Raw genomic sequence first — 25,260 nt, 5'->3', positions numbered from 1 at the left:
CTTTTAGAATTAAGAATAGAAATGTCATTAATAGATTTATCAAAACACGTTGCCCTAGGTATTGACATAGGCGGAACGAACACAAAGTTCGGGGTAGTAAACCATCGTGGAGAAGTTCTTGAAAAAGGATATTTGAAAACTGATGAATATGAAAAGGTTGAAGATTTCATCGATGCTTTATATGAAAAGATCCAGCCTTTAATCGAAAGCCACGGTAAAGAAAAAAACTTCGACGGGATCGGAGTCGGTGCACCAAACGGCAACTATTATAAAGGAACCATCGAGCAGGCGCCCAATTTACCCTGGAAAGGCGTTGTCCCTTTTGGGGAAATGATGACCGCGAAATTCAATATGCCCTGTACGGTAACCAACGATGCCAATGCGGCAGCTTTTGGTGAAATGCTTTTCGGAGCAGCACGCGGAATGAAAGATTTCATCATGATCACTCTGGGAACAGGCGTTGGAAGCGGAATCGTAGCCAGTGGAAAATTAATCTACGGACATGACGGGTTTGCAGGAGAATTGGGCCACACGATCGTAAAGCCAGGCGGAAGAAAACACTGGAGCACCGGTTCTGAAGGAAGTCTTGAAGCATATGCATCCGCAACAGGAATCGCGATCACGGCAAAAAAAATGAGAGCAGAATTCCCGGAATCTATGCTCAGCCAGTTTCCCGAAGAAGAAATTAATTCTAAAACCGTTTACGAATGTGCTGTAAAAGGTGACCCTATTTCTATTGAGGTTTTCAGATATACAGGTCAGAAATTAGGAGAAGCATTGGCCAATTTTGTCATGTTTTCTTCCCCGGAAGCTATTCTTTTATTTGGTGGAGTTATCAAAGCGGGAGATTTTATCTTAAAGCCTACAAAACTTCACATGGAAAGAAACCTTCTTCCGATTTTCAGAAATAAAGTAAAATTGGTTTTCAGTGAGCTGAATGAAGCTGATGCTGCTATTTTAGGAGCAAGTGCTTTGGTTTGGGAAAAATAATTGAAAGCTATTTAAAATATATTGAGCATCCTTTTTGAGGGTGCTTTTTTTGTTTTTGATATTTAACCACAGATTTGGCTTCGCCGAACTTACGTTTCACGGATTTACACAGATGTTTGTGTTATTCGTGAAAATCATTTGTGTTATTTGTATTTAAAGTTTAAAAGCAAAGATTTATTTAGGTTGTTGAGATGCTTCGACTGCTTCGCGCTCAGCATGACAGTGCGAAAATAACAATTAGTATTAGAGTTGTCATCCTGAGCGCGAAGCAGTCGAAGGATCTCTAATAATAAAGCTTAGATTCTTCCACAAGGATAAAGATGTTGTTGATTTTTAATTTTAAAATTAAATTTCAATTAAAGATTTCTGTTTAAAACAATTTGTCTCATCTATGATCACAATTTACGTTTAGAAGAGTTTATAGAACATTATTTGAAAAAGTTTTTCTTATTTTTGATCTGCTTTTCTCAATTAATTTAATGCTAAAAAGAGAAAAACATTGACATAAATAATTAACCTAAAATGGATAAAAATAATTTAGAGCAGATCACTTTCGGAGGCGGATGCTTTTGGTGCGTGGAAAGCTGCTTCAATATGCTGAAAGGGGTACAATCTGCAATTTCAGGCTATTCAGGAGGTCGTAAGGACAATCCGACTTATGAGGAAGTGTACACCGGAGAAACCGGCCATGCAGAAGTGGTACAGATCACTTATGATCCTAAAATCATTTCTTATGAGCAATTAATGGATGTATTTTTCTTTCTTCACGATCCAACCCAGCTCAACAGACAGGGAAATGATATTGGGACTCAATACCGTTCGGTAATTTATTATAAAGATGATGCTGAAAAAGTCAAAGCCGAAGAAGCTGTCAAAACATCTCAGGAATCAGGAAGATGGCCTGGAACTTATATGACTGAATTAACAAAGTTTGAGAAATTCTGGCCTGCCGAGCAATACCACCAGGGATATTACAATGAAAACCCGACACAGCCTTATTGCAGTGCGGTTGTAGGCCCGAAGATTCAGAAGTTTAAAAAACATTTCGGGGAATTGGGAATGTTGAATGAAGAATAATAAATGTTTTTAATTTTGGCTAAAGCCGGATGATTTATTATTTTTTTATTAAACGGGCTAAAGCCCGTTCCTCTTAACAGAAATCTATCCATTGTGTTGTCTATGCTTGCTTTTTAGAGGTTGAATTATAAATCATCGTTGAGATTCTTCAGAATAACAAGTTTAATCGGATAAGTATAAAAAATAAAGCGAAGAGAAAAACCTCTTCGCTTTTGTTGCAAAATTAATTTGATATGAAGTGACTTAATATCCCTGATTTTGTGTAAATGAAGATGAAGCATCAAGCGTTGCCTGAGGAATTGGGAAAATCCTTCTGTAAGGTTGTGAAGCCGGCTTTGCAGTTCCCGGCAAATCAAATTTACCGAATCTGATCATTGCTTTTCTTCTGTACATTTCCCAGTACAATTCAAATCCCGACTCTCTGAATAATGTCTCAGAATCCAGAGAAGCAAGCGCAACGCCGGGAGCATTGCCCTTTAAAGCGTCATTTGTTCTGCTTAATCTTAATTTATTAACATCAGCCAAAGCTGCAGAAATATTTCCGCTTCTGAAATACGCCTCGGCTCTCATCATGTAGATTGTTCCTAATCTGTATAACGGAACATCCATTCCGCTTGTTCCGTTGTTTCCGTAGCCTGGATCAAATTCAAACTTGAAAACCCGTACTCCCCTGTTGATCTGAGCCTGTGTAAATACAGCTTCCGAAGGGCTGTCGAAGTTTAATTCCGGAGTAAAATCTGCGGCTAACGTTGTATTTTTTTCTGTGAATAATTTATATACTTTAATTCTTCCGTCAGAAGTCAGGTCAAAATTTCCGTTGGCAAGAATTTTCGGACCATATTGCTGGCCAACCTGTAATCCTCTGTTGAAGTGGAACCAAGGTTTTCCTGTACCTTCCACTTTGCTTGTTGAAGGCACACTTACATCCGTTCCGTCGTTTCTGAACCAAGTTCCGTCATCATACTGGTAGGTTCTCTGGAAACGAGGATCATTATGATTCCCGTTCCAAGAATAATAGAATTCCGGGGTAACACAATTTGCGTTTGTTCCTCTGTTGTCAGGCGAAGGTTTTTGGATTCTTTCCATTGACATATATGCTAAATCATTATCCGAACCTTTATCTGAATTGGCAATTTTCTTCTGAACTATCGTAAAAATCATTTCCTTGCTTGTATCATTATTGATATCAAAATTGTGGAAATAATTAGACTCTAAGCTGAAATTCGGGTTATTAATCAACAAATTAGAATATTCGATTACTTTATCCATATCCGTTCCGCTTCCATTTACCGCCTGTTCTGTAAAATTGAAATTGCTTGCCATTCTGTTCTTCAAAACCGCCCTGTTCAGATACATATCTGCCAAAAGTGCATACGCTGCCTGTTTTGTAAATCTTCCGGCGTGTGTATTTTGAGTCTTAATATCCGCCAAATTCGGAATAAGCCCTTCCACTTCAGTGATTAAAGCATCAATTGTTGTTTCTGCCTTTCTGATCTGAATCGGAGCATTGATATTATCCGGATCCCTGTAAGGCGCCTGACCAAACAAATCAATCGTTGTATAGGTGTAATATGCCAACAGCCCTTTTGCTTCCGCTAAAAACAGCGCCTTATTGGCTCCTGTACTTTTGCTTGCGCTTGATATTGCTGTTAAAGACTTTGTAATCCCGAAATTCAATTGATTCCATGTTGTTTTTACGACATCACTATTGGCATCCCATGTAAATTCGTGCATTGCTCTCCATTTTCCACCATCTCCCCAATCACTTCCTCTTGTTGGCAATATAGCTTCGTCAGTAGAATATTCCTGCAGCGCAAAAACACTTCCGTGGTCTACAAAAGTTCCTTCCCCAAGCTGGCTATAAGCTGCCGCCAAAGCCGCTTCAGAATCTGCAATTTCAGATCCCAATACCTCATCAATCACTTGCTCATCCAGATTTGTACATCCCACTAAAGCAAGTACAGCAAAGGATAAAACTACTTTAATACTATTTAAAAAATTAGATTTCATTATTTCTTTTAGCTTAAATTAAAATTTAACAGTTGCTCCTAAAATGAAAGTTTTCGCAGACGGATACGTCGTGTAATCAATTCCCAAAGACTGGTTTCCGCCAACCTGCTTGTTTGTATCCACAAGCGGATCATACCCCGTATAGCTGGTAATCGTAAATAAATTCTGCGCGCTTACATAAAGATTGATGCTTTTCAGGAATTTTAACTGATTCATATCAAAAGTATATCCTAATCTTACATTGTTCAGACGCAGAAAGTCTGATTTTTCAAGATATAAAGAAGATAATTGCGGTTGGTTTGTGAAATTTGCCCCGGAATCGTAGAAATTTTTCAAAACGTTTCTGTCTGAAGCCAAGTTGTTGATATTTAAATCCAGGGCTGTATTATTTACCAGATAACCTCCCGTTTGCCCGATGAAAGAGAATGCAAAATCAAACTTCTTGTATTTCATGTAAGAATTAATCCCGAAAGTAAAGTTCGGAAGCGCGCCTTCAAAAATCTTTCTGTCATTCTGATCGATTCTTCCGTCTGCATTGATGTCTTCATAGATGTATTTTCCGTTGGCATCAACTCCCAAATAATTATACATGTAAAAAGATCCGGCTTCGTAACCATTTTTATAAATATTGGCTGTAACTCCTGAAAGCCCTGGTCCTGAAACTTCTCCGGAATAAATCGCGGAAACAGGAAGATCTTTCACCACATTATTTACCGTTGCTCCGTTTACATCAAAGTTCCAGGTAAAATTTTCATTTTTAATAATTTCTGAACCTAAAGAGAATTCAAAACCTTTATTAACGATCTGCGCATCAACATTTCTCCAAACTGTACTTGTAGGGCTCAGAGGGCTTGAAGGAATATTTAAAATAGGATCTTTCGTTATTTTGTGGTAATATTCCAATGAGCCATACAATTTATTTTTTAATAAACTGAAATCTGCACCGATATTGGTTTGCTCCACAACTTCCCATTTCAGATCAGGATTTACGGTTCTGTTGATCGAAACTCCGTTGATCAGATTTAAATTATCATATAAATAATATCCTGCGGCCTGCGTCAGTGAAGAGCTCGCCTGTGTAATTTTGTTCGGAACTTCCTGGTTACCGGTCTGTCCCCAGCTTCCTCTTAATTTTAATTCATTGATAAATTGAGAATCTTTTAAGAAATTTTCATTAGACATCGTCCAGCCCACAGCCACAGAAGGGAAATATCCGTATTTGTTGTTCTTTCCGAAACGGGTGGAACCATCTGCTCTTAATGAAGCCGTTAATAAATATTTTTTATCAAAATTGTAATTTACCCTTCCGAAATACGACTGTAATTCGTTTTCCTGAGCATAGCCCGCTCCCGGAACAAATGCCGTTCCTGAATATCCCGGATTAATTTCCGGAGCAATTCCCGCGCCCTGAGCCGCAATATCTTTTACTCCGAAATAAGTGCCTGTAGATTTGAATTTCTGATAAGAGAAGCCGCCTAACACGCTAAAGTTATTTCTGTTTAAACTAAAATCATAGGTTAAATAATGTTCCAAAAGCACATTATAAGAATCCAGATTTGCCTGAACGTACATTCCTTTTGGTGTTCTATCGGTAACATTCGGGTACATTGTGGTATTTCTTTCCGACATTGTTTTGTCGATCCCTAAATTGAATTTATAATTTAATCCGGGTAAAATTCTCAACGTCGCTTCCGTATTCCCCAACACTCTGAATGTATTGGTTTTATCATTATAAACACTCAATAAATACAAAGGATTATAATGAGCATTCATGTTGAAATTGGTATAATTTCCGTTTTCATCATACACAGAACGTGTAGGATTTGCCATCAACGCGTGGATAATTACCTGGCCGTCGGATCCTGCATTACCTCCGTTCGGAATTCCTGTTTCCTTGATGTCACTCGCGGTAAGATTTACTTTAATTTTTAATCTTTTATTATCAAAGAAAGATTCTTCTGCATTCAAACGGGCTGTTGTTCTTTTGAAGCTGCTGTTCAGAACGATACCATCTTGGTCCATGTGAGAAATTGACGCAAAATAGTTTCCCGTTTCCGTCGCTTTTGAAAATGAAATCGAGTGGTTTGACGAAACTGCATTTCTATAGATTTCATCCTGCCAGTCTGTGTTTCCACCGTGGTCGTACGCTTTATTTATTCCTGCTGCTCTGTATTCATCAGCAGTCATTAAATCTAATTTTTTTATTACAGAAGAAAAACCTAAATAGGTATCGTATGTAAACATCGGCTCTCCCTTCTTCCCTCTTTTCGTGGTTACCAAAACAACACCGTTTGAACCTCTTGCTCCGTAGATTGCCGCTGCGGACGCATCTTTCAAAACAGTAATAGATTCAATATCGCTGGTATTCAAGAAGTTCAGCGGATTTTTTGCCTGTGTATTTCCCAACCCCACATTCGGGCTTTGGGCGCTTACCGCATCATTGCTCAAAGGAACTCCGTCTACAACAAATAAAGGGGTACTTCCGCTTCTGATGGAACCGATTCCTCGGATCGAAACATTTACTCCAGCTCCGGGCTCACCGCTCGACTGAACGATACGAACACCCGCAATTTTTCCCTGCATTAAATTATCAACGGAAATATTCATTCCTTCTTTGAAATTTTCTGCCTTCAATTGACTTACAGCTCCCGTTAAATCAGATTTTTTCTGGGAACCGTAACCTACAAGAGTAACCTCTTCAATAGAAGTGGCTTCTTTTTTAGATTTTAAATTAATCAAAACAGAAGTTCCGGAAATTTTCACGATTTGAGCCTGATATCCATCATAAGAAACGGATAAAGTCTGCCCGACCGAAGCTGAAATCGTGAAATTTCCTGAAGCATCGGAAGTTGCCGTTTCTCCCGTTTCTACAACAGTAATTTTTGCGCCTTCAATCGCTGATCCTTCCTGATCCAAAATTCTTCCGGAGATCGTTTCTCTCACCTGCGAGAAAGCAAAGTGATTCTTGGTAAATCCTTCTGCCTGGGCATTGCCCGCTGCGAGAAAGATTATTGCTATTGGAATTAGCTTTTTAACCTTAAATAAATTAATTTTGTGGTACATATTTTTAAGTAAAGTAATTGTGATCAACGTTACATTGCTTATAAAAAAGCCGCTGTTGTTGCCGCAACAGTGGTTTTTTTATAACCTTTATTCGTTTCATTTTCGGCATACAAAGTAAAAGGATATACCACGAAATCGTTTTAACAGAATATTATGTTAAAATCAACAAAACATAAATATCCCAAAATGATAAATTATCATTCTATTAGTTATCAACACATTACAAACGTTTAATTTTTCGCATTTACAAAAGCTTAAAACAGACTTAACATAATATGTAATTTGCCTGGCGAAAAGTCTTCCTAATTTCGCCTTACAAAAATTGAAGCAATGAAAAAGGCAGTTTTCATAGGTTTGTATTTATTTTCATTAAACCTATTCCAGGCGCAATCTCAAAATTTGAATGATTTAAAAATTAACCAAATCCAGGTGATTGGCTCGCATAATTCTTATAAAAAAGCCATTCTTCCGGAAGTTTACAGTTATTTAGCTAAAAAAGATACGTTGAATTTTCTTCCAAGAATTCAGTACGAACATATTCCGATTCCTCAACAATTGGATTTAGGATTAAGAAATCTGGAAATTGATGTGTATGCAGACAGCAAAGGCGGAAAATATGCCCATCCGAAAATTTTAGACCTTGTAAAAACCACACAACCATTCGATCCGGAAGGGAAAATGAAGAAACCGGGCTATAAAATGATTCACATTACAGATATTGATTATCAGACTCAATATTACACATTGGAAGATTGTTTAAAAGATCTTAAAAAATGGTCTGATGCACACCCTGATCACGATCCTGTTTTTATCACGCTTGAACCAAAAGACGGAAAAGCCAATACATTCGGAACAGAACCGGAACATTATACTTCAAAACTTTTTGATGATCTTGATAATGAGTTAAAAAAATATTTAGGTAAAAATAAAATCATTACGCCTGACGATATTCGCGGTTCTTACACAACATTGAACGAAGCCGTTTTACATAAAAACTGGCCCACCGTAAAAGATGCCAAAGGAAAATTCCTGTTTGTACTGGATAACAACAGTGAAAACAGAGATATTTATATGGAAGGACATCCTTCTTTGAAAGGAAGAATGGTTTTCACCAATTCAGCTCCGGGAACGCCTGAATCTGCAGTTTTATTTATGAATGATCCAAGTCCGAAGATTAATGATCTGGTAAAACAAGGCTATATCATCCGAACAAGAGCCGATGCCGATACGATGGAAGCGAGAAAAGAAGATTATTCAAGATTTGAAAAAGCAAAAGAAAGCGGTGCGCAGGTGATCACGACAGATTATTACCAGCCGAGTAAGCTTTTTAAGTCAAACTATAAAATTAGTTTTGACAATAATACCTACGAAAGGAGAAATCCCGTCAACGGAAAATAAATTGTAAAATCATATTAAAGGGGAAAGGCTGTCTGATTTTTCGGGCAGTCTTTTTTTTGATTTTGGTTAGGAGTTTAACACAAAGTTGATTTTTTAAGAATGTAATATTAAGGAGCAAAGGAGGATCAATAAATTGATTTGATTAAGCTCACGTTTAAGCTTCGCGCAGCAAATTTTATTTACCTTTGCTTTCTAAACTCAAAAGTTTAAATAATTAATCTTTGCGTTTAAAAATTTTCAAACACAAATAACACCAATATTTTCACGAATAGCACAAAGATAAAACCCAATCCGTGTCGATTCGTGAAATGTAAATTCGACGAAGTCAAATCTGTGGAAAATAAAAAAACTACAATCTTTTTATCTCATGTTTTTTCAAATCTATTTCGAAATGATCTGCGGGATCTCCGTTTGACAGTAAAGAAAGTATTTTAAATACAGACTTTAACTGTATGATGAAAGTATCCTGAGATCGATTGGTTTCAAACAACTTTTCCAGCGTTTGATACTGTTGCAGCCTCTCTTTAGGAATGTCTTTTTTTGCTAATTCGTCTGCGGATTGGAATTTATACAAATCAAATAGCAAGTCTTCAAAATTCCATTGGGTAAATGGTTTTGAATTAATTTTTTGCTTGAATTCAGGGTTTGATTTTTGTGCGAGAAAAAGCAGATCTTCTCCATTTAAGGATTTCGTTTTTTCAATAAAATCTTTCGGCCAATCATCTGGAATCATTCTCAACCGAACCAATTCTTTCAAGTGAAACAGCATGAAATCATGGTAGGATTTTGTTTTCAGAATATCTTTATTCCAAAGTATATTATTCTTGTTTTTACTTAATGCTTCAAATTCCTTTTCATACAAAGGAAATAATTCGTCAAAACGAGGAACATCATTTAAAACTTCCGTTTCTACTTCCATCTTTTCAGGAGAATGAATTGTCAGAATTTTATAGCTTGGCAGATACGCCGCCAATGACGGAACCTGAACATTCACCAACATTTTATCTCCAATTTTCCGGATTCCTGTATCGTTGATGTGCATGTGTCCTGCAAAATGTATTTGCAAACCGGCTTCTGCAAAGGCTTTTGCTACTTCTTCATCCGGAACTCTTTCCAGCTGCCATTTCTTTTCGCCTAACAGATTTTTAATTTCATTCGTTGCCCCTTCATTATAATCGATCATTGGATAATGGGTGAACGCGACAACAGTTTTTCCGTTAATTTTCGCTTCCTGTGTGATTTTTTTCACCCACTCGATCAAATGCTTTTTATTGGTCAGCACATTATTATAACCGATACTTGCACCGCGATAATTGTCAGGATCATCGGGATTTCCATTAAGATTTTTTGGAATGTACGTATTTCCATCGATGGCGATCAGCCAAATTCCTTTCACAGGTTCAACAACATAACTCAGATCGGGCACGGAAAAACCTTTTTCAACCTCATACATTCTTTTTGAATAATCGGCTTTTTGAAAGGCCTTTTCAAATGAATAATTTTTATAAGAATCCTGATCGAAAGGTGTATTCCAATAGAGATTTTCTTTTTTAGGATAAAAACCAAAAGCTTTTAATTCATCCAAAATCTCTAAATAGCCAGATTCAGCAATGTCTTTTGTAATGATTTTATTCTTTGTCTTTCCAAGATTTTCTTTGCTGTAAATTCCTAGAGGACTTCCGTCTTCACCTAGAAAATCATCTTTTCCCGCATCGTGACGAAACGGACCAACCGGGTCGTGATTTCCCGTGGTGATGTAAAAATCAATGCCATAATTTTTGTGATACTGATCCAGAATTTTGTGGAGCCCATGCAGGTTGTATGCTTGTCCGTCATCCGAAAAATCTCCGGGCATGGCTACAATTTTAATTCCTTTTGCCGCAATATCATCTAATGCTTTCAGAAACGCAAAATAATTTTCATTAAAAATCCGGGTAGAATGCAATTGCGAATCCATCGTTCTCAGAATGGTTGGCTTGCCTGTTTGGGGATTGATAATTCCTTTAAAATCGCTATCCGAAAAGCTTCCATACAAATCCTGAAAATGCACATCCGAAAGAAACGCAATCTGCACCGGTTTCTGAGCAGAAAACACTGAAAAAGCAAAAAGCAAAAGTGAAAATATTCCTTTATTCATCTTAAAATAGGACGAAAGTAAGGGATTATTTTTCGTTTTGTTTTAAGGTAAGTTTAAATAATTGTGAAGGAAATTCTTTATTCGGTTTGAAGGGAATCTGCTTGTGGTCCAGCATATTTATTAACAATAAGAGATGTTGATTTTCTTAATTCTCTGTCCGTATCCGGATCTACACCATCCGCTGTAAAAAATTCAACCTCGCCATTGTATTTTGAATACCAGGTTTTTCCAGTAGCATTTTCTTCCGTCAAAGTATCTTTTCTTGTGATTCTTTTAAAGTGTTTTACTTTGTAAAAGTCGATTGCAACAACATTAAATTCCGGACCTACATCTGAGCTATCTGTAGGAATATAGATCTCGCCATTCCAGTACATATATTTTTTATCTGTCCAGGAACCTGCATTTGACATAATTCCAAAAGAATTATTTTTATTATTAGAAAATACAACATTTCCTGTAAGAAGAAGCATGATAAAGGTTAATTCAACGATTCCAAATCCATTTTGTTTTATGAATTCAGGCATTTTGAAATGCTGTTCATTAGTAATATTAATAATAATTTTGGAGAGTTTTTCCGTCAAAGATTCTTCATCTTCATCCACACTTATTTTTACGGTTGTTTTATTGGCATTTTCATCTTTTTTCACAAAAGTTCTGGAAAAATCTGCAAAATCTTTAAAGCCTACATATTGACTTAATTTATTGAGTGTGTCTGGATCCGGATCCATTTCTTTATTTGTCCCTAAAACATAAGCTTCATAGTACCTTACGAATGTTTTTTCATCTATATAAAGCTTAAATGTTTCAAGATGCACTTTTAAATAGAGAGATAGTGGATATTTTTTCTTTAAACCTGAATCACGTTCGCCCTGTTTAAATACTTCATTGATTAACAGTTTTATTTTGGACATATATTAGTTTTTAAGGGTATTACAAAATACTTGATTTTCTACCGTGTCGCATTACGGGTTTCCGTAATTAAATTCCTGTCCATTTCATGTCTATCGATGTCTATTCATTGTCTGTTATACCATCTAAAATTCCTAGAAATTTGTATCAGAAATCAGTTGATAAACAAAACATTACAAAAACAAATTTACAAAACTGATTTCAAAAAACACCGGATAAAACGGAAGAAAACTCCGGGTTGGGAAGCAGATGTTTCTCTTCCGTTTTTGAAGGTTCTACTTCCCAAAAAATTTAAGAAGCGCTTCGAAATTTTTTAACCGTGTCAAACTATCTGCGATCTGTTTCGCAGGGAAGAACACGAATGCTTTAACATTAAATTTTTTGAAAAAATGATACAATTTTTTTTAATGCTACTTGGCTTAGCATTCTCACATAATAACGGAAACGCAACAACATGTCATAACAATAACCAGGATCCGGTAACGGTACAAAACGGCGGACCGAGTGATCCGGGTACAGGAACAGATCCCGGCACAGGAACAGGTGATGATGGCGGACCTGTGGGTGGAAATACAGGACAAATACCTCCTCCATTTACCCCTCCAAATCCTTAATATTAAAAGGGCAGATTGTATAATCTGTCCTTTTTCTTACCTTGCACCCAAAACTAACCTCATGAAACACTTACTATTAATTATTTTATTGATGGGATTATTTTCCTGTAAAAAGGAAAATAAAACAACAGAACCTGACCTTTCCACAAACTTTTTTTTTGATAAAGCAAAAGGATACTATAACAAAAATATTCTAGATTCGGCTTTTTATAATTTTAATTTAGCAAAGAATTCTTTTTTAGATAATAAAGATTCTATTGGTGCTGCAAGAGCTTTGGCTAACATGGCACAAATTCAAACAAGCAAAGGTGATTTTTTTGGATCTATTAAAACTTCATTGGAATCAAATAAATTCCTTAAGGACGAAAAAGATATTACTGTTACAAAAACATTAACTTCAAATTATAATAATATGGCTATCGCATCTAATAACCTTAAGGTTTTTGACAGCGCATATATTTATTACAAAAAAGCTTTAGGATATGCCAATAATAATGAAGATAGATATACCTGTTATAATAATATTGGTGATGTTTTAATAAGTCAAGGAAATTTAAAACTTGCCAAAGAATATCTGAAAAAAGCAATTTTAACTAATAGCAGCTCTAACTATTCAAGAGCAATAAACAATTTTGCAAAGGCTAAATATCTTGATGATAAAAACTATAATCCCGTGCCAGAATTTTACAAAGCCCTGGAAATTAGGGAAAAGACAAATGATCAATGGGGGAAAAATTCAAGTTTTGAAACTTTATCTGAATATTATTTAAATAGAGATAAAAACCTTTCATTAGATTTTGCTAAAAGAATGCTTCAAACTGCTATTCAAAACAAAAGTTTTGATGATCAAGTAATTGCTTTACAGAAAATTATAACTTTAGATCCTAAAAATTATTTGGAGAACTTCAAAAGATTTAATTATATCAATGACAGTATTCAAATAGCAAGAAGCAGGGATAAGAATCAATTTGCTGTAGTGAGATATGATTTGGAAGCAAAAAACGCTACTTATCAAAGATTAAAAGCAAAAAGTTTTAAACAAGATATTGGAATTGTCTCATTAATATTAATATTAATTGGGGGCTCATTTTGGTATCGCAGACGACAAAAAAGACTCAAACAAGAAAACGAATTAAAAATAAAAAACAATCAGCTTAAGATCTCTAAGAAAGTTCATGATGTTGTTGCCAACGGGATTTATCAGGTGATGACCAAAATTGAAAATCAGGAAAATATCGATAAAAACGAAATGCTTGATGAACTGGAATTTGTCTACGAAAAATCACGCGACATTTCCTACGAAAAACATGATTCTAAAAATGAAGAAAAGGATTTCAGCAAAAAAATTTCTACCCTCATCGGTTCTTTTAATAATGAGAATGTAAAAACCTATCTTGTCGGAAACAATGAAAATATCTGGAAAAACTTAAGTGAATCTCATCAGGATGAGGTCTATCAGATTATTCGGGAATTGCTCGTTAATATGAAAAAACACAGCCAGGCAAAATTTACTTCCTTAAAATTTGAGAAAAACGATAACGCTTTAAAAATAAAATATACAGATAATGGTGTTGGAATTAGTGATTTAAACCAACAAAAAGGCACAGGAATATATAATACGGAAAACCGTATTGAAACCATTGGAGGAGATATTACTTTTGAAAAAAATCCTACAGGAGGATTAATTATTCAAATAACCATACCAATACAATCGAAATATGTTTAAGAAAGTCCTGATAGCCGAAGATCACGAAATCCGAAATTTGGGTGTTGTGAATACCCTTACCGAATTACAAATTCAGAATTTTGATTTTGTGAATTATTGTGATGAAGCATTACAAAAAATAAAAACCGCAATTACAACCAGTGCTCCTTATGACTTGTTAATTACAGACTTATCTTTTGACAAAGACCATATAGAGCAGAAAATCAATTCCGGACAAAAATTAATCGAGGAAGCCAAAAAAATGCAACCCAATTTGAAAATCATTGCTTTTTCTATTGAAAAAAGACCAAAAATTATTAATGACCTTTACAAAATACATGAAATCAATGGTTTTGTAAGTAAAGGAAGAAATGACGGTAAGGATCTCAGAAATACAATCAAGAACGTTTTTTCTGGTGAAATCGTTATTCCACAAGACATTTTAAACTCTATTCGTAATACTTCTTTTGAATTTACGGAATATGACATTACCCTTATTGAATTCCTTGCCAAAGGGTGGAAACAAAGTGAAATTGAAAAATTCTTCAAAGAAAATAAAATAGCCCCGGATAGCAAAAGCGCCATAGAAAAAAGATTAAATGATCTTCGTTTTGAACTTGGTGCCAAAAATAATATTGAATTGATTGTTATATGTAAAGACATCGGCATTATATAATTTATTTTTAATCAAAAATTAATAACCTTTCAGTATTTCTGGAAGGTTTTTTTATTAAATAATTCAATTTATGGTTTTCCGTAATGTATTGAAACGTAATGCTCATACTTTTGGAGTGTTAAAACAATTAAATATTTAAACATGGCAAAAAAACCATTAGGTACAAAAGCGAGAACAGGAGAAAAGTGTCCTGAGTCTGGGAAATGGAAAGTTGTTGGAAATCCATCAACTACAGCACCAATTGCTGAAGGAAATACTATGCCTCCTTACGATGGCAAAGCAGTCACTTGGGAATTAGTCGAGTACGCTTAAAAGCTATTCCAGTGATTACTATAAAAATAATCACTGGTTTATTAAAGAAACTAAAATCAAATTTTAAAATTAAAATCACCATGAAAAAACTACTTTTTACAAGCCTTTTAAGCCTGGGCTTATTATTACCGGTAAGCCTTTCAGCTTCAACGAACAGCGCTACTTCAACAACAGAATTTTCTTCTAAAAAACCGAAGAAGCAGAAAGGCAAAACCACCAGAAAAAAAAGCAGAAAATCAAAAAGAAGCAAAGCCAGAAGCACAAGATCTTATTCTCAAAGCAGAGGATGCACCTATAACGGACATCCGTTAAGTGTCGGACCAAGAGGTGGATGCTATTACTATTCCGGAAATAGTAAAGAATACGTTGACAGGTCGTACTGCTCAGGTTGTAACTAATTTAAAGCCCGACTAAAAACTAAAATAACCATGAAATACCTCATCATAATCGCCGCACTCCTTTGTTTCATCGGGATCTTTGAAATGCCTTACAGATACTATACTTTTCTTAGAATTATAGTCTCATTCATGGCATTGGTCATTATCTTTAATGAATTCAGGAGCAGGAGCTTTTGGCTGATCGCTTTTATACTGATCTTCTTTCTTTTTAATCCGATCATCCCGATTTACCTTTATTTAAAGCCTTTTTGGATCATCATTGACATTTTAGTCGGGCTTTTGTTTCTCTATTATTTCTACACATTAATTCCAAAAAAGAAAATAAAAGAACCTGAAACTATTGATATCAAACACCAGGAAATATCACGAACACGAGACAGAATAATCAAATAAAAAACTATGGAAACAACACAAATACCTGAAAATCTCAAAGCTCATTTCTTAAGATTGTACCAAATGGCAATCTGCGATGATGATTTCAGCCCTTTAGAACTTAAAATGCTTTATAAATCAGCAGAAGAAAGGGGTATTTCACCGAAAAATTTAGATGAAATCCTTCTTAATCCCATCAATTCAAAATCATTAATTCCCGAAACCATCGAAGAAAAAGTAGAATATCTATTTGATCTCACGGTAATGATCTGGGCAGACGGAGTGGTTTCTGAAAACGAATATTCCGCTTTGAAAAAATATGTTGCCATGTTCGGATTTTTGGAAGAAAACGTAAAAGACATTGCCGATTATTTTATCGAAGCCGTAAAGCAGGGTAAAAGCAAAACCGACATTCTTCATGATCTTAAAAACTAATATCCATAAATTATGACAACAAATATTAAAAATCTTTTCCGGTTGAAGCCCGTTCCAATCGATGATTCAAATAAGTCAAATGATGAAAATATAACATTTGATATTGAACCAAATTTAGATTCTTCCGAAGAAAACAGAAAAAGGTCTTATCATGAGACCGGCTACAGAGACAGCTCAAGAAACAACGGAAATCATACCGCCTTGTCAATTTGTCTTGACGCGATTTATTCTAAATTTCAAAACGAAGAAAAACAACTCGTTGAAAAACAAAATAAATTAAAGGAACCGTATCTCAACGAACAGAAAAATAAGGAAACCGAAATCAAAGGTCTGACCGTTTCTTTAGACAATAAAGAAGATCAGTTAAAAAACATTGGTGATGACATTGAAGCTGTTCAGGATAAAATTGAAAAAATAAAATTTGAAATTAATGATCTTCCAAGAAATCCCGAGATCTATAATGTAAAAGCAACAAAAGGAGCTTCTACAAAATTCTGGATTGGCCTGATTATTCTGATCCCGATCAGTTTATATCTCTTTACATTTTATATTTCGACTTCCTATTCTGCTTTTTTCAAAAATTTTGATACGAATGGAAATATTATTCAGAATGTTTTGGACGCACAGGCTTTCAATAAAGCCTGGGATGAAGGTCCGCTGGAAGGCGCTTTTGTTACGCTGATCCCTTTTGTGTTTCTAGGATTGGGGTATTTGATTCATATGTTTGGTGAAAATAAAAGTTTTGTCAATTATTCCAAAGTGGCTTTGCTTTTTATCATAACCTTCGTTTTTGATGCCATTTTAGCCTATGAAATTGAATCAAAATTATATGAATTAAACAAAACTTTCAACTCTCCCCCATTCGATCTGTCGATTGCTTTTACAAAGAATCAGTTTTGGGGAATTATTTTCGCAGGATTCATTGTGTATATTATTTGGGGACTTGTTTTTGACTTCGTCATGAAAGAGCATAAAGAAAAAGACAAGATCAAGCATGAGCAAACCAAAAGACAGAAAGATATTCTTGTTCATCAGGAAAAAATAGAGGATCTCGAAAAACATAAAGAAGAAGTTAGAAACAATATCGGAAGCATCAAAGAACTGATTGCCAAAGCAAAAGGCAGAATTGAAGAGCTTCAGAACATTATTGATGGCGTAATAATTCCAACAAAAGATTACAAATTGTATGCTTCGGAATATATGCAGGGCTGGATTACCAATATTAATGAGAGAATCCATTCTCAAAAACTGGTGGAAGAATGCATGGAAAGGTATAATGCCAATCTAAAGAAAGTCGGGGCAAACTCAGACAGCCAGAACACGGTTTATATGTCAATTCTATAAAAAAATTGTTATGAGAAAACTATTCTATTTCTTAATTTCATCTGCGCTTTTCATCCAGTGCGGAAAACCGAAAGAACAGGTTAAAACAATTTCTGCTCCGATAAATAATTCTGCTAAAAACTTAAACATCAGTGTTTTGATAGATCTTTCAGACAGAATTGATCCCGAAAAAAATTCAAATCCTACCATGGAATATTTTCAACGCGATGTAGAATATATCAAAGCTATTGATAAAGGGTTTTTAGATCATATCAAAAGCAAAAGAGTGATCCAACTGAACGATCAGATGCAGGTTTTCTTTAATCCAGAACCATCCGATCCGAAAATGAATGAGCTGACAAAAGATCTGAAAGTTTCTTTCGATAAAAATACAACGAAGGACAATATTGATCTGGTTGACAAAAAATATTCATCGTTGCCATTGCAGATTTATCAGTCAGCTATTAAAGATAAACAATATGTAGGTTCAGATATTTGGGAGTTTTTCAAAAATAAAGCAAAGGATTATTGCATCAAAGACAATCATAGAAATATTCTTTTTATTTTAACCGACGGATATATTTATCATAAAGATTCCAAATTTTCCGAAGGCCAAAAAACCTCCTATTTAACACCAGAACTGGTAAAATCATTAAAGCTTAATTCTTCGGACTTTAAGGCAAAAATTCAGGATAAAGGTTTAGGCTTCATTAAGGCTAATGACGATCTGGAAAATCTTGAAGTTATTGTCCTGGGAATTAATCCTGTAAAAGGAAATCCTTTTGGTGGCGATGTCATCAAAGAATACTGGGAAAACTGGTTTAAAGAAATGAAAATAAAAAATTATCAGATAAAATCAGCAGATCTGCCATCTAATTTAGAGCCTATTATTTTAAAAGCCATTTCCGGAAAATAAAAAAACACTTCATATATTTAACTATCAAAAAAAAGCGAAGATTTCTCTTCGCTTTTCTTTATTTTCTCAACATTTCCGTATGCGGAATATCGTCTTCCAGATATTTTTTCCCGCCAAAACGGTCTCTTTATTATTGTTTTATCACTTTAAATGATTTTATATTTTCATTTGCAGAATTTTTTATCGTTACAATATATAATCCTGATGGTTTTCCGTAAAATGACACTTGTATTAATCTTTCTGAGGTAGTTGTAGTATATAATACCTGCCCAAGACTGTTACTTATTTCCACTTTATAATTCCCTTTTTCGGATCCTAAACTGATATTCAGCTCATCCTTTACAGGATTTGGATATACTGCCTGATCATTCGCAGAAGTTGGCTTTACTTCATCGTTAACAGATTGTCGTCCGGCACAGTTTACCGCTTTCCATGTTGCAGTATTAGATACCGTGGTACAACCGTTTGATGCGTAAACGACCAATCTTGCCTGGTTTGGATTTGTGACATACCCTGATGTAATATTAGAAACTGTCATCGAAGGAGTCTTACTTCCGGTAAAAGTTGCAATACCATTATTTCCTTCAGGATAATTGATCCAGTTTCCACCGGATAAATACTGCCACTGATAAGATGAGCCCGAAGCCTGAGCTGATAACGTTAAAGAGCCTCCGACACATGCAGTTGTGGACGCCGCCGGCTGGCTTATTATTCCTGAAGCACCCCAAGTTATTACGTTTGAAGCAGTAGAACAGCCATTTGATCCATATACCACTAATCTTGCCTGATTGGGATTCGTCACATACCCTGATGTAATGTTAGAAATTGTCATTGAAGGGGTCTTGCTTCCGGTAAAAGTTGCAGCACCGTTATTTCCTTCAGGATAATTGTTCCAGATTCCGCCGGATAGATACTGCCATTGGTAAGATGAGCCCGAAGCCTGAGCAGATAACGTTAAAGAGCCTCCAACACATGCAGTGATGGATGCTGCCGGCTGGCTGATTATTCCTGAAGCACCCCAAGTTATCACGTTTGAAGCAGTAGAACAGCCGTTTAATCCATATACCACTAATCTTGCCTGATTGTTATTCGCAATATATCCTGATGTAATGTTAGAAATTGTCATTGAAGGAGTCTGGCTGCCGGTAAAAGTTGCAACACCGTTATTCCCTTCAGGATAATTGATCCAGTTTCCTCCGGATAAATACTGCCACTGGTAAGATGAGCCCGAAGCCTGAGCAGATAGCGTTAAAGAACCCCCGACACATGCAGTCGTGGATGGTGCCGGTTGGCTGATTATTCCTGAAGCGCCCCAAACCTGTGGCACAGAATATACCACTGTACCATTTGCCAAAGTTACCGCTACTCTTGCCGTATTAGCTCCTGATATGTAGGATGATGAGATATTTGAAACCGTCATCGTTGCTGTTTGTGATCCTGAGAAAGTAGCATATCCATTATTTCCTTCGGGATAGCTATTCCAGACTCCTCCATATTGATACTGCCATTGGTAAGATATTCCTGTGATATTAGTCATCAATTGAACCGTACCTCCTACACATGCATAATTGGAAGGAAAATATCCGGATATCGTATAGGCTCCCAATGAATCATAATTTGTATATCCTGTATCAGCAGTTCCATCATTAACGCCTGTTACCGAAATATAATATTTACCGGCAGCAAGGGTTTTATTAATTACAACTGTTTCACCTAAATTAGCAGCATTTGCATAATAAGTTCCCTGTGAAACATTCTGTCCATTAAATAAAGTTACTCCCAGACGAAGATTACTGTTTCTGGGTATTGCATTTATATTGATCGCTACATCCCCACCTGTTGTGGTAAAAGTAAACATATCAATATCACCAGTAGTACCGATTATCCCACTATTTTGATTAGCCGTTGCTGATATTTGCCCGGACATAGAAGATAATGTCGTTGCGCCAGAAATATTGTTTCCATGATCATCAGCACGATAACCTACACCGTTAGCTGATCCCGAGATTATCGCTAAATCATCCTGATGGTTATCAGCTGTTGAATATTCTCCCTTACTCCATTGTACAACATTGTTATTAGAAATGCCCATAATAGGTCCCCAATATCCATGCCCCGGATAATACCCTCCTGGATCATCCAAAGTCCCATCATGAGAAAGCCCAAAGGTATGTCCAACTTCATGAGATGTAACATCTCCTATAAATTTTGGATAACGCGCTACATAATCATTAGTAAATGTCCAACATGGCGTATCGTTATCATTAGCATTAGAAAAGCTATTCATATAAGCAATACCACTTGCTGAACCGCTTTGGTCTGCAGTATTTGTAGTAGTAATAACATTTCGCATTCTTTTATTAGCAGGATAGGTATTAAAAACCGCCTCGTTGGTTGTTACATTCAACCCAAATGGGCGAAAGTCTTCAGCAACAACTTCCCAGGCCTGAAGAATTTCATCATTAGTCATCCCTGCAGGCGCTGCATTTATGGCATTCCCACCATTCCACCAACTGCCTGCGGGCATATAATGACCGTCAAAATCAAGAAGAATGCAGCCTGCTGCTCCTGGGTAACTTTGCAGATTTGAAACATCTGTTGTTTTTGATGTTGTTTTCGTTGCAGAAGGAACGGGCTTTTCTTTCGGAACGGGCACTTTATAATCTGTACAGATTAATTTATTAATGTCTGTTTCTCGTATATAAGCATTCCCTTTTGCGTCTGAATAATAGCTATACGCTTTTTTAGATTTTGGAAGAATTATATTTCCTTCAAATTTGCTCTCGCTTACTCTAATTGTAAAACTTCCTTGCTCCGTACCTAGAACCTCGCCTTCAAGATGCGTGATCCCATTAGACTCATTTTTAAAATAATTAATCTTTACATCCAAAACATTTGATGCCGAAGTACTGAGCTTAATACGCTGCTCTTGTTTGCCTAACGATTGATTTTTTTGAATATGCGACAGAAACTGACGCGTTGTCCCTACCAGAAAAGGAGACTTATTTTCAATTTGTGCATAGGTGTTGCCAGCAAAAAAGAGCATAAATAAAAATGCCCATTTGCTGAACTTTCTTAAATTTTTCATCATTTTTTTAATTAATTAAATTTGATTTTATGAATACCACAATCCTTGATAGGATTTTAAAGCCTGTGCAATATAAAACTTGTTTTCAAATAATTAGCTCCAATAAATTAATTAAAAAATCAACTATTTTATTACTAAATACGCAAATTAAATAAATCAATCTAAATTTTTAAATTAAAAAAATAAACGCAAATTCCAGTTTAAAAAAACGACAGCGATAGACAAATAAAAAAAGCGAAGATTAATTTCCCCGCTTTTCTTTACTTTCTCAACATTTCCGTATGCGGAATGTCGTCTTCCAGATATTTTTTCCCCGTATCCACAAATCCAAAATCGGAGTAGAATTTCAACAGATAGTCCTGTGCAGAAATCCTGATTTCCGAAGTATGAAAACGGTTTTCTATTGTTTCAACGGCATATTTCATCAATTGCCTTCCCAAATTTTTCCCTCTTGCCGCATCGGTTGTTAAAACGCGTCCTAAAGAGGCTTCATCATATTTAATTCCTTTGTCAAAAACCCTGCAGTTGGCGAGAATTTCCCCATCCTGCTCTGCCCAGATATGAATCGCTTTTTGGTCATAATTATCCAAATCAGGATACGGGCAGTTTTGCTCGATGACAAAAACATCAATACGGGCTTTTAGAACGGCGTATAATTCAGGAACGGTAAATTCCTCGAAAGTTTTAATTTTCCAGATAATATTATTCATCGAAATTGACACTGTTATTCTTTAAAAAATCATTTGTTGTTTGTATAAAATTAAGGATTTCCTCACCACCTGTTTTCTTTTCTGCAGAAGTCACATATATTTCCGGAAGATCTTCCCATGTTTTATGTAGTTCTGCTTTATAATTTTCTACATTTTTAATCGCAATATTAGGTTTCAGCTTATCAACTTTTGTAAAAACAATTGAAAAAGGCACTCCACTTTCCCCGCACCACTGGATAAATTCCAGGTCGATCGCTTGCGGCGTATGTCTTGAATCTACCAAAACGAAAAGATTAACCAGATTTTTCCTGTTTAAAATATAATTGGTGATCAGCTTTTCGAAATCCTTTCTTATTGATTTTGAAACTTTTGCATACCCATAACCCGGCAAATCCGTCAGATACCAGTTTTCATTAACTAAAAAATGATTAATAAGCTGCGTCTTTCCCGGAGTTCCCGATGTTTTAGCCAAATCTTTGTGATTCATCATTGCATTGATCAATGAAGATTTCCCGACATTAGACCTTCCGATAAAAGCATATTCAGGAAGATTGGGCTCAGGGCAATCCTGCCATTTTCCGCTGCTCTTTACGAATGTTGCTGTTTTAATAACCATTTTGAATATTTTTTAGAAAAATAAACCATTAAGAAAAGCTCTTAATGGTTCAATTTATTTTGTTTTAAACTTTATCTTTTAACCAGCTGTAGAGAATTTCATTAAATTCATCCGGTTTTTCCATCATTGCTGCGTGGCCGCATTTATCGATCCAGAAGAGATCTGAATTGGGGATAAACTTATGCATATCCTGCGCAACTTCCGGAGGCGTCACATTGTCCTGCTTTCCCCAAATTAAACACGTCGGCGTTAAAATTTTAGGAAGATCATGCAACATATTGTGTTTGATAGCGCTTCTTGCCAGCATTACGGTTTTGATGCCTTTCATTCTGTCATTGACGACAGCAAAAACCTCATCTACCAAATCTTCGGTTGCCACAGAAGGGTCATAAAATACCTCTTCCGTTTTCTTCCTTATATATGAACGGTCGTTTTTTCTTGGAAAGCTGTCTCCGAAAGTTCTTTCATATAAGCCGGAACTTCCTGTAAGAACAAGATTTTTAACCAGATCCGGTCTTGCCAGCGTCAGGATAAGCCCGATATGACCTCCCATTGAATTTCCGACAATAGTGACAGGCCCTGAAATATTGCTTTCTATAAACTTGACAATATATTTTGCAATTGTGGTAAGATTGGTATTGAGTACCGGCAAATCATAGATCGGCAATTGAGGCACATAGACCTTAAATCCTTTCTCCGAAAAAAAATTCACCATCTTATCGAAATTACTCAAACCACCCATTAAACCGTGCAACAGCACCAATGGATGTCCTTCTCCCGCCTCTACAAAGGTATATTTCTTTTCTTTTTTTGTACTAAATATCATAAAATGCCTTACTAAAGCCTTGCAAAAATACAAATTAAACCTCAAAAATATTTTGATTAGCCTAATTTAAAATAAAAATAATATAATACACTGTTTTTTAACTCTTTTTTTCAAAATCCTTTTGTTATGGCTCAAATAACACATTATACAAAATACAACATATCAAATACTTACCTCCTCAAATCTCAATTATTAATAAAACTTATTAACATTAAGGCAAAAAGTGGGAAAAAGTGGGAAATTTTGGAAATTATTATATAAATTTGTCCCAAATGAAAAGTTTCATTGGAACATATGAGTGTAAAATCGACGATAAAGGCCGTTTAAAGGTACCTTCATCTTTGATTAAACAAATGGAAAACTTCGACGACAAGGCGTTTGTAGTCAAAAGATCCGTGTTCCAACCCTGCCTTGAAGTTTACCCTATGAACGCATGGGATAAAGTGATGGGCAAAATTAATAAACTTAACAGATTCGTAAAAAAGAATGCTGATTTCATTAGAATGTTTACGGCAGGAGTAAAAACAGTAGAATTGGATAATGCAGGGAGATTACAGATCTCGAAAGACCTTACGCATTTCGCAAATCTTCAGAAAGATATTGTGATCACAAGCGCAGGAGAGCTTTTTGAGATGTGGGATAAAGAGGCTTATGAGAAAGTGATTTCTATTAATGAAGCTGATTTCGCCGGTCTTGCCGAAGATGTAATGGGTGATTTAGAAGAAGAATAAACCCGATAAATTATTAAAAGCTAAAAAACACAACTTAAACATGTATCATAACCCCGTTTTGTTGAAGCAAAGTGTTGATGATTTGGTGACGAATCCAGACGGAACATACGTGGACTGCACTTTTGGTGGCGGCGGCCATTCAAGAGAAATATTGAGCAGGCTTTCTGATAAAGGAAAACTGTACGGTTTTGATCAGGACTTAGATGCTCTTAAAAATACAATTGATGATCCGAGATTTACATTAATCAATCAGAATTTCAGATTTCTGGAAAACTCTTTATTAATGTACGGAATTTCACAGGTTGATGGTGTTTTAGCTGATTTAGGGGTTTCATCACACCAGTTTGATGAAGCCGCAAGAGGTTTTTCTACAAGAAGCGACGCTCCTTTGGATATGAGAATGAATGTCATGCAAAGTCTTGATGCCAAAAGAGTTATTAACGATTATGAGGAAGAGCAGCTTGCCGATATTTTCTATTATTACGGAGAATTGAGAGAAGCGAGAAAATTAGCAAGAGATATCGTTCATCACAGAAAAAATAAAAGCATAAATACAACGGAAGATCTGAAAAAGCTTTTCAATTTTCTTCCGCCGCATAAGATTAATAAGTTTTATGCACAGCTTTTTCAGGCGATAAGAATTGAGGTCAATCAGGAACTGGAAGTTTTAAAAGAAATGCTCGTGCAGGCATACCATGTTTTAAAGCCGGAAGGAAGATTGGTTGTAATCTCCTACCATTCCCTGGAAGACCGCTTAGTAAAAAGGTTTTTGAAAAACGGAATGTTTGAAGGGGAACCTCAAAGAGACATTTACGGAAATTATAAAAAAGCATTTGAATTGGTAAAGAGCAAAGCAATTATTCCCGATGATAAGGAAATTGAAGAAAACTCAAGAGCCAGAAGTGCCAAAATGAGAACAGGAATTAAAGTTTAAAAGTGAATAAATGAATTGTG

Annotated in this window: 22 protein-coding genes; 14 read left to right on the top strand and 8 right to left on the bottom strand. The window is 35.7% G+C overall.

Translation table 11 applies throughout. The features are described from left to right. The first annotated feature begins 21 nt into the window (after positions 1 to 21). The gene (locus tag BLT04_RS08225) at positions 22 to 990 is read left to right on the top strand and encodes an ROK family protein (RefSeq protein ID WP_089755300.1); all 969 of its coding nucleotides are present in this window, start codon (positions 22 to 24) and stop codon (positions 988 to 990) included. 522 nt (positions 991 to 1,512) lie between these two features. Continuing rightward, on the top strand, positions 1,513 to 2,067 hold the full coding sequence (msrA, locus tag BLT04_RS08220) for a peptide-methionine (S)-S-oxide reductase MsrA (RefSeq protein ID WP_089755299.1): 555 nt from the start codon (positions 1,513 to 1,515) through the stop codon (positions 2,065 to 2,067). A 243-nt stretch (positions 2,068 to 2,310) separates the two neighbouring features. On the opposite strand, the gene BLT04_RS08215 is transcribed toward msrA, so the two are convergent. Together BLT04_RS08215 and BLT04_RS08210 are read right to left on the bottom strand one after the other, a co-directional pair. After that, on the bottom strand, positions 2,311 to 4,077 hold the full coding sequence (locus BLT04_RS08215; protein WP_089755298.1) for a RagB/SusD family nutrient uptake outer membrane protein: 1,767 nt from the start codon (positions 4,075 to 4,077) through the stop codon (positions 2,311 to 2,313). Between the two features lie 18 nt (positions 4,078 to 4,095). Continuing rightward, positions 4,096 to 7,140, bottom strand: a complete 3,045-nt coding sequence (locus BLT04_RS08210) for a SusC/RagA family TonB-linked outer membrane protein (RefSeq protein ID WP_089755297.1) — start codon at positions 7,138 to 7,140, stop codon at positions 4,096 to 4,098. Positions 7,141 to 7,470: 330 nt separating this feature from the next. On the opposite strand from BLT04_RS08210, the gene BLT04_RS08205 reads away from it, so the two are divergent. After that, entirely contained in the window at positions 7,471 to 8,538 is a 1,068-nt protein-coding gene (locus BLT04_RS08205; RefSeq protein WP_089755296.1) for a phosphatidylinositol-specific phospholipase C1-like protein, read from the top strand. 349 nt (positions 8,539 to 8,887) lie between these two features. On the opposite strand, the gene BLT04_RS08200 is transcribed toward BLT04_RS08205, so the two are convergent. Together BLT04_RS08200 and BLT04_RS08195 are read right to left on the bottom strand one after the other, a co-directional pair. Further along, complete coding sequence (locus BLT04_RS08200; protein WP_089755295.1) at positions 8,888 to 10,675, bottom strand: metallophosphoesterase; 1,788 nt, start codon at positions 10,673 to 10,675, stop codon at positions 8,888 to 8,890. Positions 10,676 to 10,752: 77 nt separating this feature from the next. Then, positions 10,753 to 11,586 (bottom strand): hypothetical protein, encoded by an 834-nt coding sequence (locus BLT04_RS08195; RefSeq protein WP_089755294.1) that lies wholly within the window; start codon positions 11,584 to 11,586, stop codon positions 10,753 to 10,755. Positions 11,587 to 11,973: 387 nt separating this feature from the next. Here BLT04_RS08195 and BLT04_RS18745 point away from each other — a divergent pair, with 387 nt between their 5' ends. From BLT04_RS18745 to BLT04_RS08160, 9 genes are all read left to right on the top strand, one after another. After that, positions 11,974 to 12,198 carry a hypothetical protein gene (locus BLT04_RS18745; protein WP_139166224.1) on the top strand — a complete coding sequence of 75 codons (225 nt, stop codon included), beginning with the start codon at positions 11,974 to 11,976 and terminating at the stop codon, positions 12,196 to 12,198. A gap of 61 nt (positions 12,199 to 12,259) precedes the next feature. Continuing rightward, entirely contained in the window at positions 12,260 to 13,924 is a 1,665-nt protein-coding gene (locus BLT04_RS08190; RefSeq protein ID WP_170828447.1) for a tetratricopeptide repeat-containing sensor histidine kinase, read from the top strand. Next, on the top strand, positions 13,917 to 14,579 hold the full coding sequence (locus tag BLT04_RS08185; protein WP_089755292.1) for a response regulator: 663 nt from the start codon (positions 13,917 to 13,919) through the stop codon (positions 14,577 to 14,579). Before BLT04_RS08190 ends, BLT04_RS08185 begins: the two co-directional genes overlap by 8 nt. Before the next feature lie 141 nt (positions 14,580 to 14,720). Next, on the top strand, positions 14,721 to 14,891 hold the full coding sequence (locus BLT04_RS18895) for a hypothetical protein (protein WP_170828446.1): 171 nt from the start codon (positions 14,721 to 14,723) through the stop codon (positions 14,889 to 14,891). Between the two features lie 80 nt (positions 14,892 to 14,971). Next, positions 14,972 to 15,289: a hypothetical protein gene (locus BLT04_RS08180; protein WP_089755291.1), complete on the top strand. Its 318-nt coding sequence runs from the start codon at positions 14,972 to 14,974 to the stop codon at positions 15,287 to 15,289. A gap of 30 nt (positions 15,290 to 15,319) precedes the next feature. Further along, positions 15,320 to 15,682: a DUF6804 family protein gene (locus tag BLT04_RS08175; protein ID WP_139166222.1), complete on the top strand. Its 363-nt coding sequence runs from the start codon at positions 15,320 to 15,322 to the stop codon at positions 15,680 to 15,682. A 6-nt stretch (positions 15,683 to 15,688) separates the two neighbouring features. Next, positions 15,689 to 16,096: a hypothetical protein gene (locus BLT04_RS08170; RefSeq protein WP_089755289.1), complete on the top strand. Its 408-nt coding sequence runs from the start codon at positions 15,689 to 15,691 to the stop codon at positions 16,094 to 16,096. Between the two features lie 12 nt (positions 16,097 to 16,108). Then, positions 16,109 to 17,440 carry a beta-carotene 15,15'-monooxygenase gene (locus tag BLT04_RS08165; protein ID WP_089755288.1) on the top strand — a complete coding sequence of 444 codons (1,332 nt, stop codon included), beginning with the start codon at positions 16,109 to 16,111 and terminating at the stop codon, positions 17,438 to 17,440. Positions 17,441 to 17,450: 10 nt separating this feature from the next. After that, positions 17,451 to 18,335, top strand: a complete 885-nt coding sequence (locus BLT04_RS08160) for a hypothetical protein (RefSeq protein ID WP_089755287.1) — start codon at positions 17,451 to 17,453, stop codon at positions 18,333 to 18,335. Positions 18,336 to 18,465: 130 nt separating this feature from the next. On the opposite strand, the gene BLT04_RS08155 is transcribed toward BLT04_RS08160, so the two are convergent. The 4 genes from BLT04_RS08155 to BLT04_RS08140 all read right to left on the bottom strand — a co-directional run bounded on the left by BLT04_RS08155 (position 18,466) and on the right by BLT04_RS08140 (position 23,575). Continuing rightward, positions 18,466 to 21,426, bottom strand: a complete 2,961-nt coding sequence (locus BLT04_RS08155; RefSeq protein ID WP_089755286.1) for a zinc-dependent metalloprotease — start codon at positions 21,424 to 21,426, stop codon at positions 18,466 to 18,468. Between the two features lie 257 nt (positions 21,427 to 21,683). Continuing rightward, on the bottom strand, positions 21,684 to 22,133 hold the full coding sequence (locus BLT04_RS08150) for a GNAT family N-acetyltransferase (protein ID WP_089755285.1): 450 nt from the start codon (positions 22,131 to 22,133) through the stop codon (positions 21,684 to 21,686). Beyond that, complete coding sequence (gene yihA, locus BLT04_RS08145; RefSeq protein WP_089755284.1) at positions 22,126 to 22,749, bottom strand: ribosome biogenesis GTP-binding protein YihA/YsxC; 624 nt, start codon at positions 22,747 to 22,749, stop codon at positions 22,126 to 22,128. Before yihA ends, BLT04_RS08150 begins: the two co-directional genes overlap by 8 nt. 64 nt (positions 22,750 to 22,813) lie before the next feature. Further along, positions 22,814 to 23,575: an alpha/beta fold hydrolase gene (locus BLT04_RS08140; protein ID WP_089755283.1), complete on the bottom strand. Its 762-nt coding sequence runs from the start codon at positions 23,573 to 23,575 to the stop codon at positions 22,814 to 22,816. Positions 23,576 to 23,847: 272 nt separating this feature from the next. Here BLT04_RS08140 and mraZ point away from each other — a divergent pair, with 272 nt between their 5' ends. Beyond that, a complete protein-coding gene (gene mraZ / locus BLT04_RS08135) occupies positions 23,848 to 24,306 on the top strand; it encodes a division/cell wall cluster transcriptional repressor MraZ (protein WP_089755282.1) in 459 nt (152 codons plus the stop codon). A 40-nt stretch (positions 24,307 to 24,346) separates the two neighbouring features. Further along, on the top strand, positions 24,347 to 25,240 hold the full coding sequence (gene rsmH, locus BLT04_RS08130) for a 16S rRNA (cytosine(1402)-N(4))-methyltransferase RsmH (protein WP_089755281.1): 894 nt from the start codon (positions 24,347 to 24,349) through the stop codon (positions 25,238 to 25,240). Positions 25,241 to 25,260 lie beyond the last annotated feature (20 nt).

The organism is Chryseobacterium soldanellicola (genome assembly GCF_900100115.1).
Classification (GTDB): domain Bacteria; phylum Bacteroidota; class Bacteroidia; order Flavobacteriales; family Weeksellaceae; genus Chryseobacterium; species Chryseobacterium soldanellicola.
Note: the sequence above shows the minus strand (reverse complement) of the source record. Positions and strands in the feature narration are given on the sequence as shown.

Coding starts and splice junctions, on each gene's coding strand:
- BLT04_RS08175 (WP_139166222.1), top strand. CDS start 15,320: ATGAAATACCTCATCATAATCGCCGCACTCCTTTGTTTCATCGGGATC.
- BLT04_RS08195 (WP_089755294.1), bottom strand. CDS start 11,586: ATGTCCAAAATAAAACTGTTAATCAATGAAGTATTTAAACAGGGCGAA.
- BLT04_RS08205 (WP_089755296.1), top strand. CDS start 7,471: ATGAAAAAGGCAGTTTTCATAGGTTTGTATTTATTTTCATTAAACCTA.
- BLT04_RS08225 (WP_089755300.1), top strand. CDS start 22: ATGTCATTAATAGATTTATCAAAACACGTTGCCCTAGGTATTGACATA.
- BLT04_RS08180 (WP_089755291.1), top strand. CDS start 14,972: ATGAAAAAACTACTTTTTACAAGCCTTTTAAGCCTGGGCTTATTATTA.
- BLT04_RS08140 (WP_089755283.1), bottom strand. CDS start 23,575: ATGATATTTAGTACAAAAAAAGAAAAGAAATATACCTTTGTAGAGGCG.
- BLT04_RS08200 (WP_089755295.1), bottom strand. CDS start 10,675: ATGAATAAAGGAATATTTTCACTTTTGCTTTTTGCTTTTTCAGTGTTT.
- BLT04_RS18895 (WP_170828446.1), top strand. CDS start 14,721: ATGGCAAAAAAACCATTAGGTACAAAAGCGAGAACAGGAGAAAAGTGT.
- BLT04_RS18745 (WP_139166224.1), top strand. CDS start 11,974: ATGATACAATTTTTTTTAATGCTACTTGGCTTAGCATTCTCACATAAT.
- BLT04_RS08155 (WP_089755286.1), bottom strand. CDS start 21,426: ATGATGAAAAATTTAAGAAAGTTCAGCAAATGGGCATTTTTATTTATG.
- BLT04_RS08165 (WP_089755288.1), top strand. CDS start 16,109: ATGACAACAAATATTAAAAATCTTTTCCGGTTGAAGCCCGTTCCAATC.
- msrA (WP_089755299.1), top strand. CDS start 1,513: ATGGATAAAAATAATTTAGAGCAGATCACTTTCGGAGGCGGATGCTTT.
- BLT04_RS08170 (WP_089755289.1), top strand. CDS start 15,689: ATGGAAACAACACAAATACCTGAAAATCTCAAAGCTCATTTCTTAAGA.
- BLT04_RS08210 (WP_089755297.1), bottom strand. CDS start 7,140: ATGTACCACAAAATTAATTTATTTAAGGTTAAAAAGCTAATTCCAATA.
- yihA (WP_089755284.1), bottom strand. CDS start 22,749: ATGGTTATTAAAACAGCAACATTCGTAAAGAGCAGCGGAAAATGGCAG.
- BLT04_RS08190 (WP_170828447.1), top strand. CDS start 12,260: ATGAAACACTTACTATTAATTATTTTATTGATGGGATTATTTTCCTGT.
- BLT04_RS08185 (WP_089755292.1), top strand. CDS start 13,917: ATGTTTAAGAAAGTCCTGATAGCCGAAGATCACGAAATCCGAAATTTG.
- mraZ (WP_089755282.1), top strand. CDS start 23,848: ATGAAAAGTTTCATTGGAACATATGAGTGTAAAATCGACGATAAAGGC.
- BLT04_RS08150 (WP_089755285.1), bottom strand. CDS start 22,133: ATGAATAATATTATCTGGAAAATTAAAACTTTCGAGGAATTTACCGTT.
- BLT04_RS08215 (WP_089755298.1), bottom strand. CDS start 4,077: ATGAAATCTAATTTTTTAAATAGTATTAAAGTAGTTTTATCCTTTGCT.
- BLT04_RS08160 (WP_089755287.1), top strand. CDS start 17,451: ATGAGAAAACTATTCTATTTCTTAATTTCATCTGCGCTTTTCATCCAG.
- rsmH (WP_089755281.1), top strand. CDS start 24,347: ATGTATCATAACCCCGTTTTGTTGAAGCAAAGTGTTGATGATTTGGTG.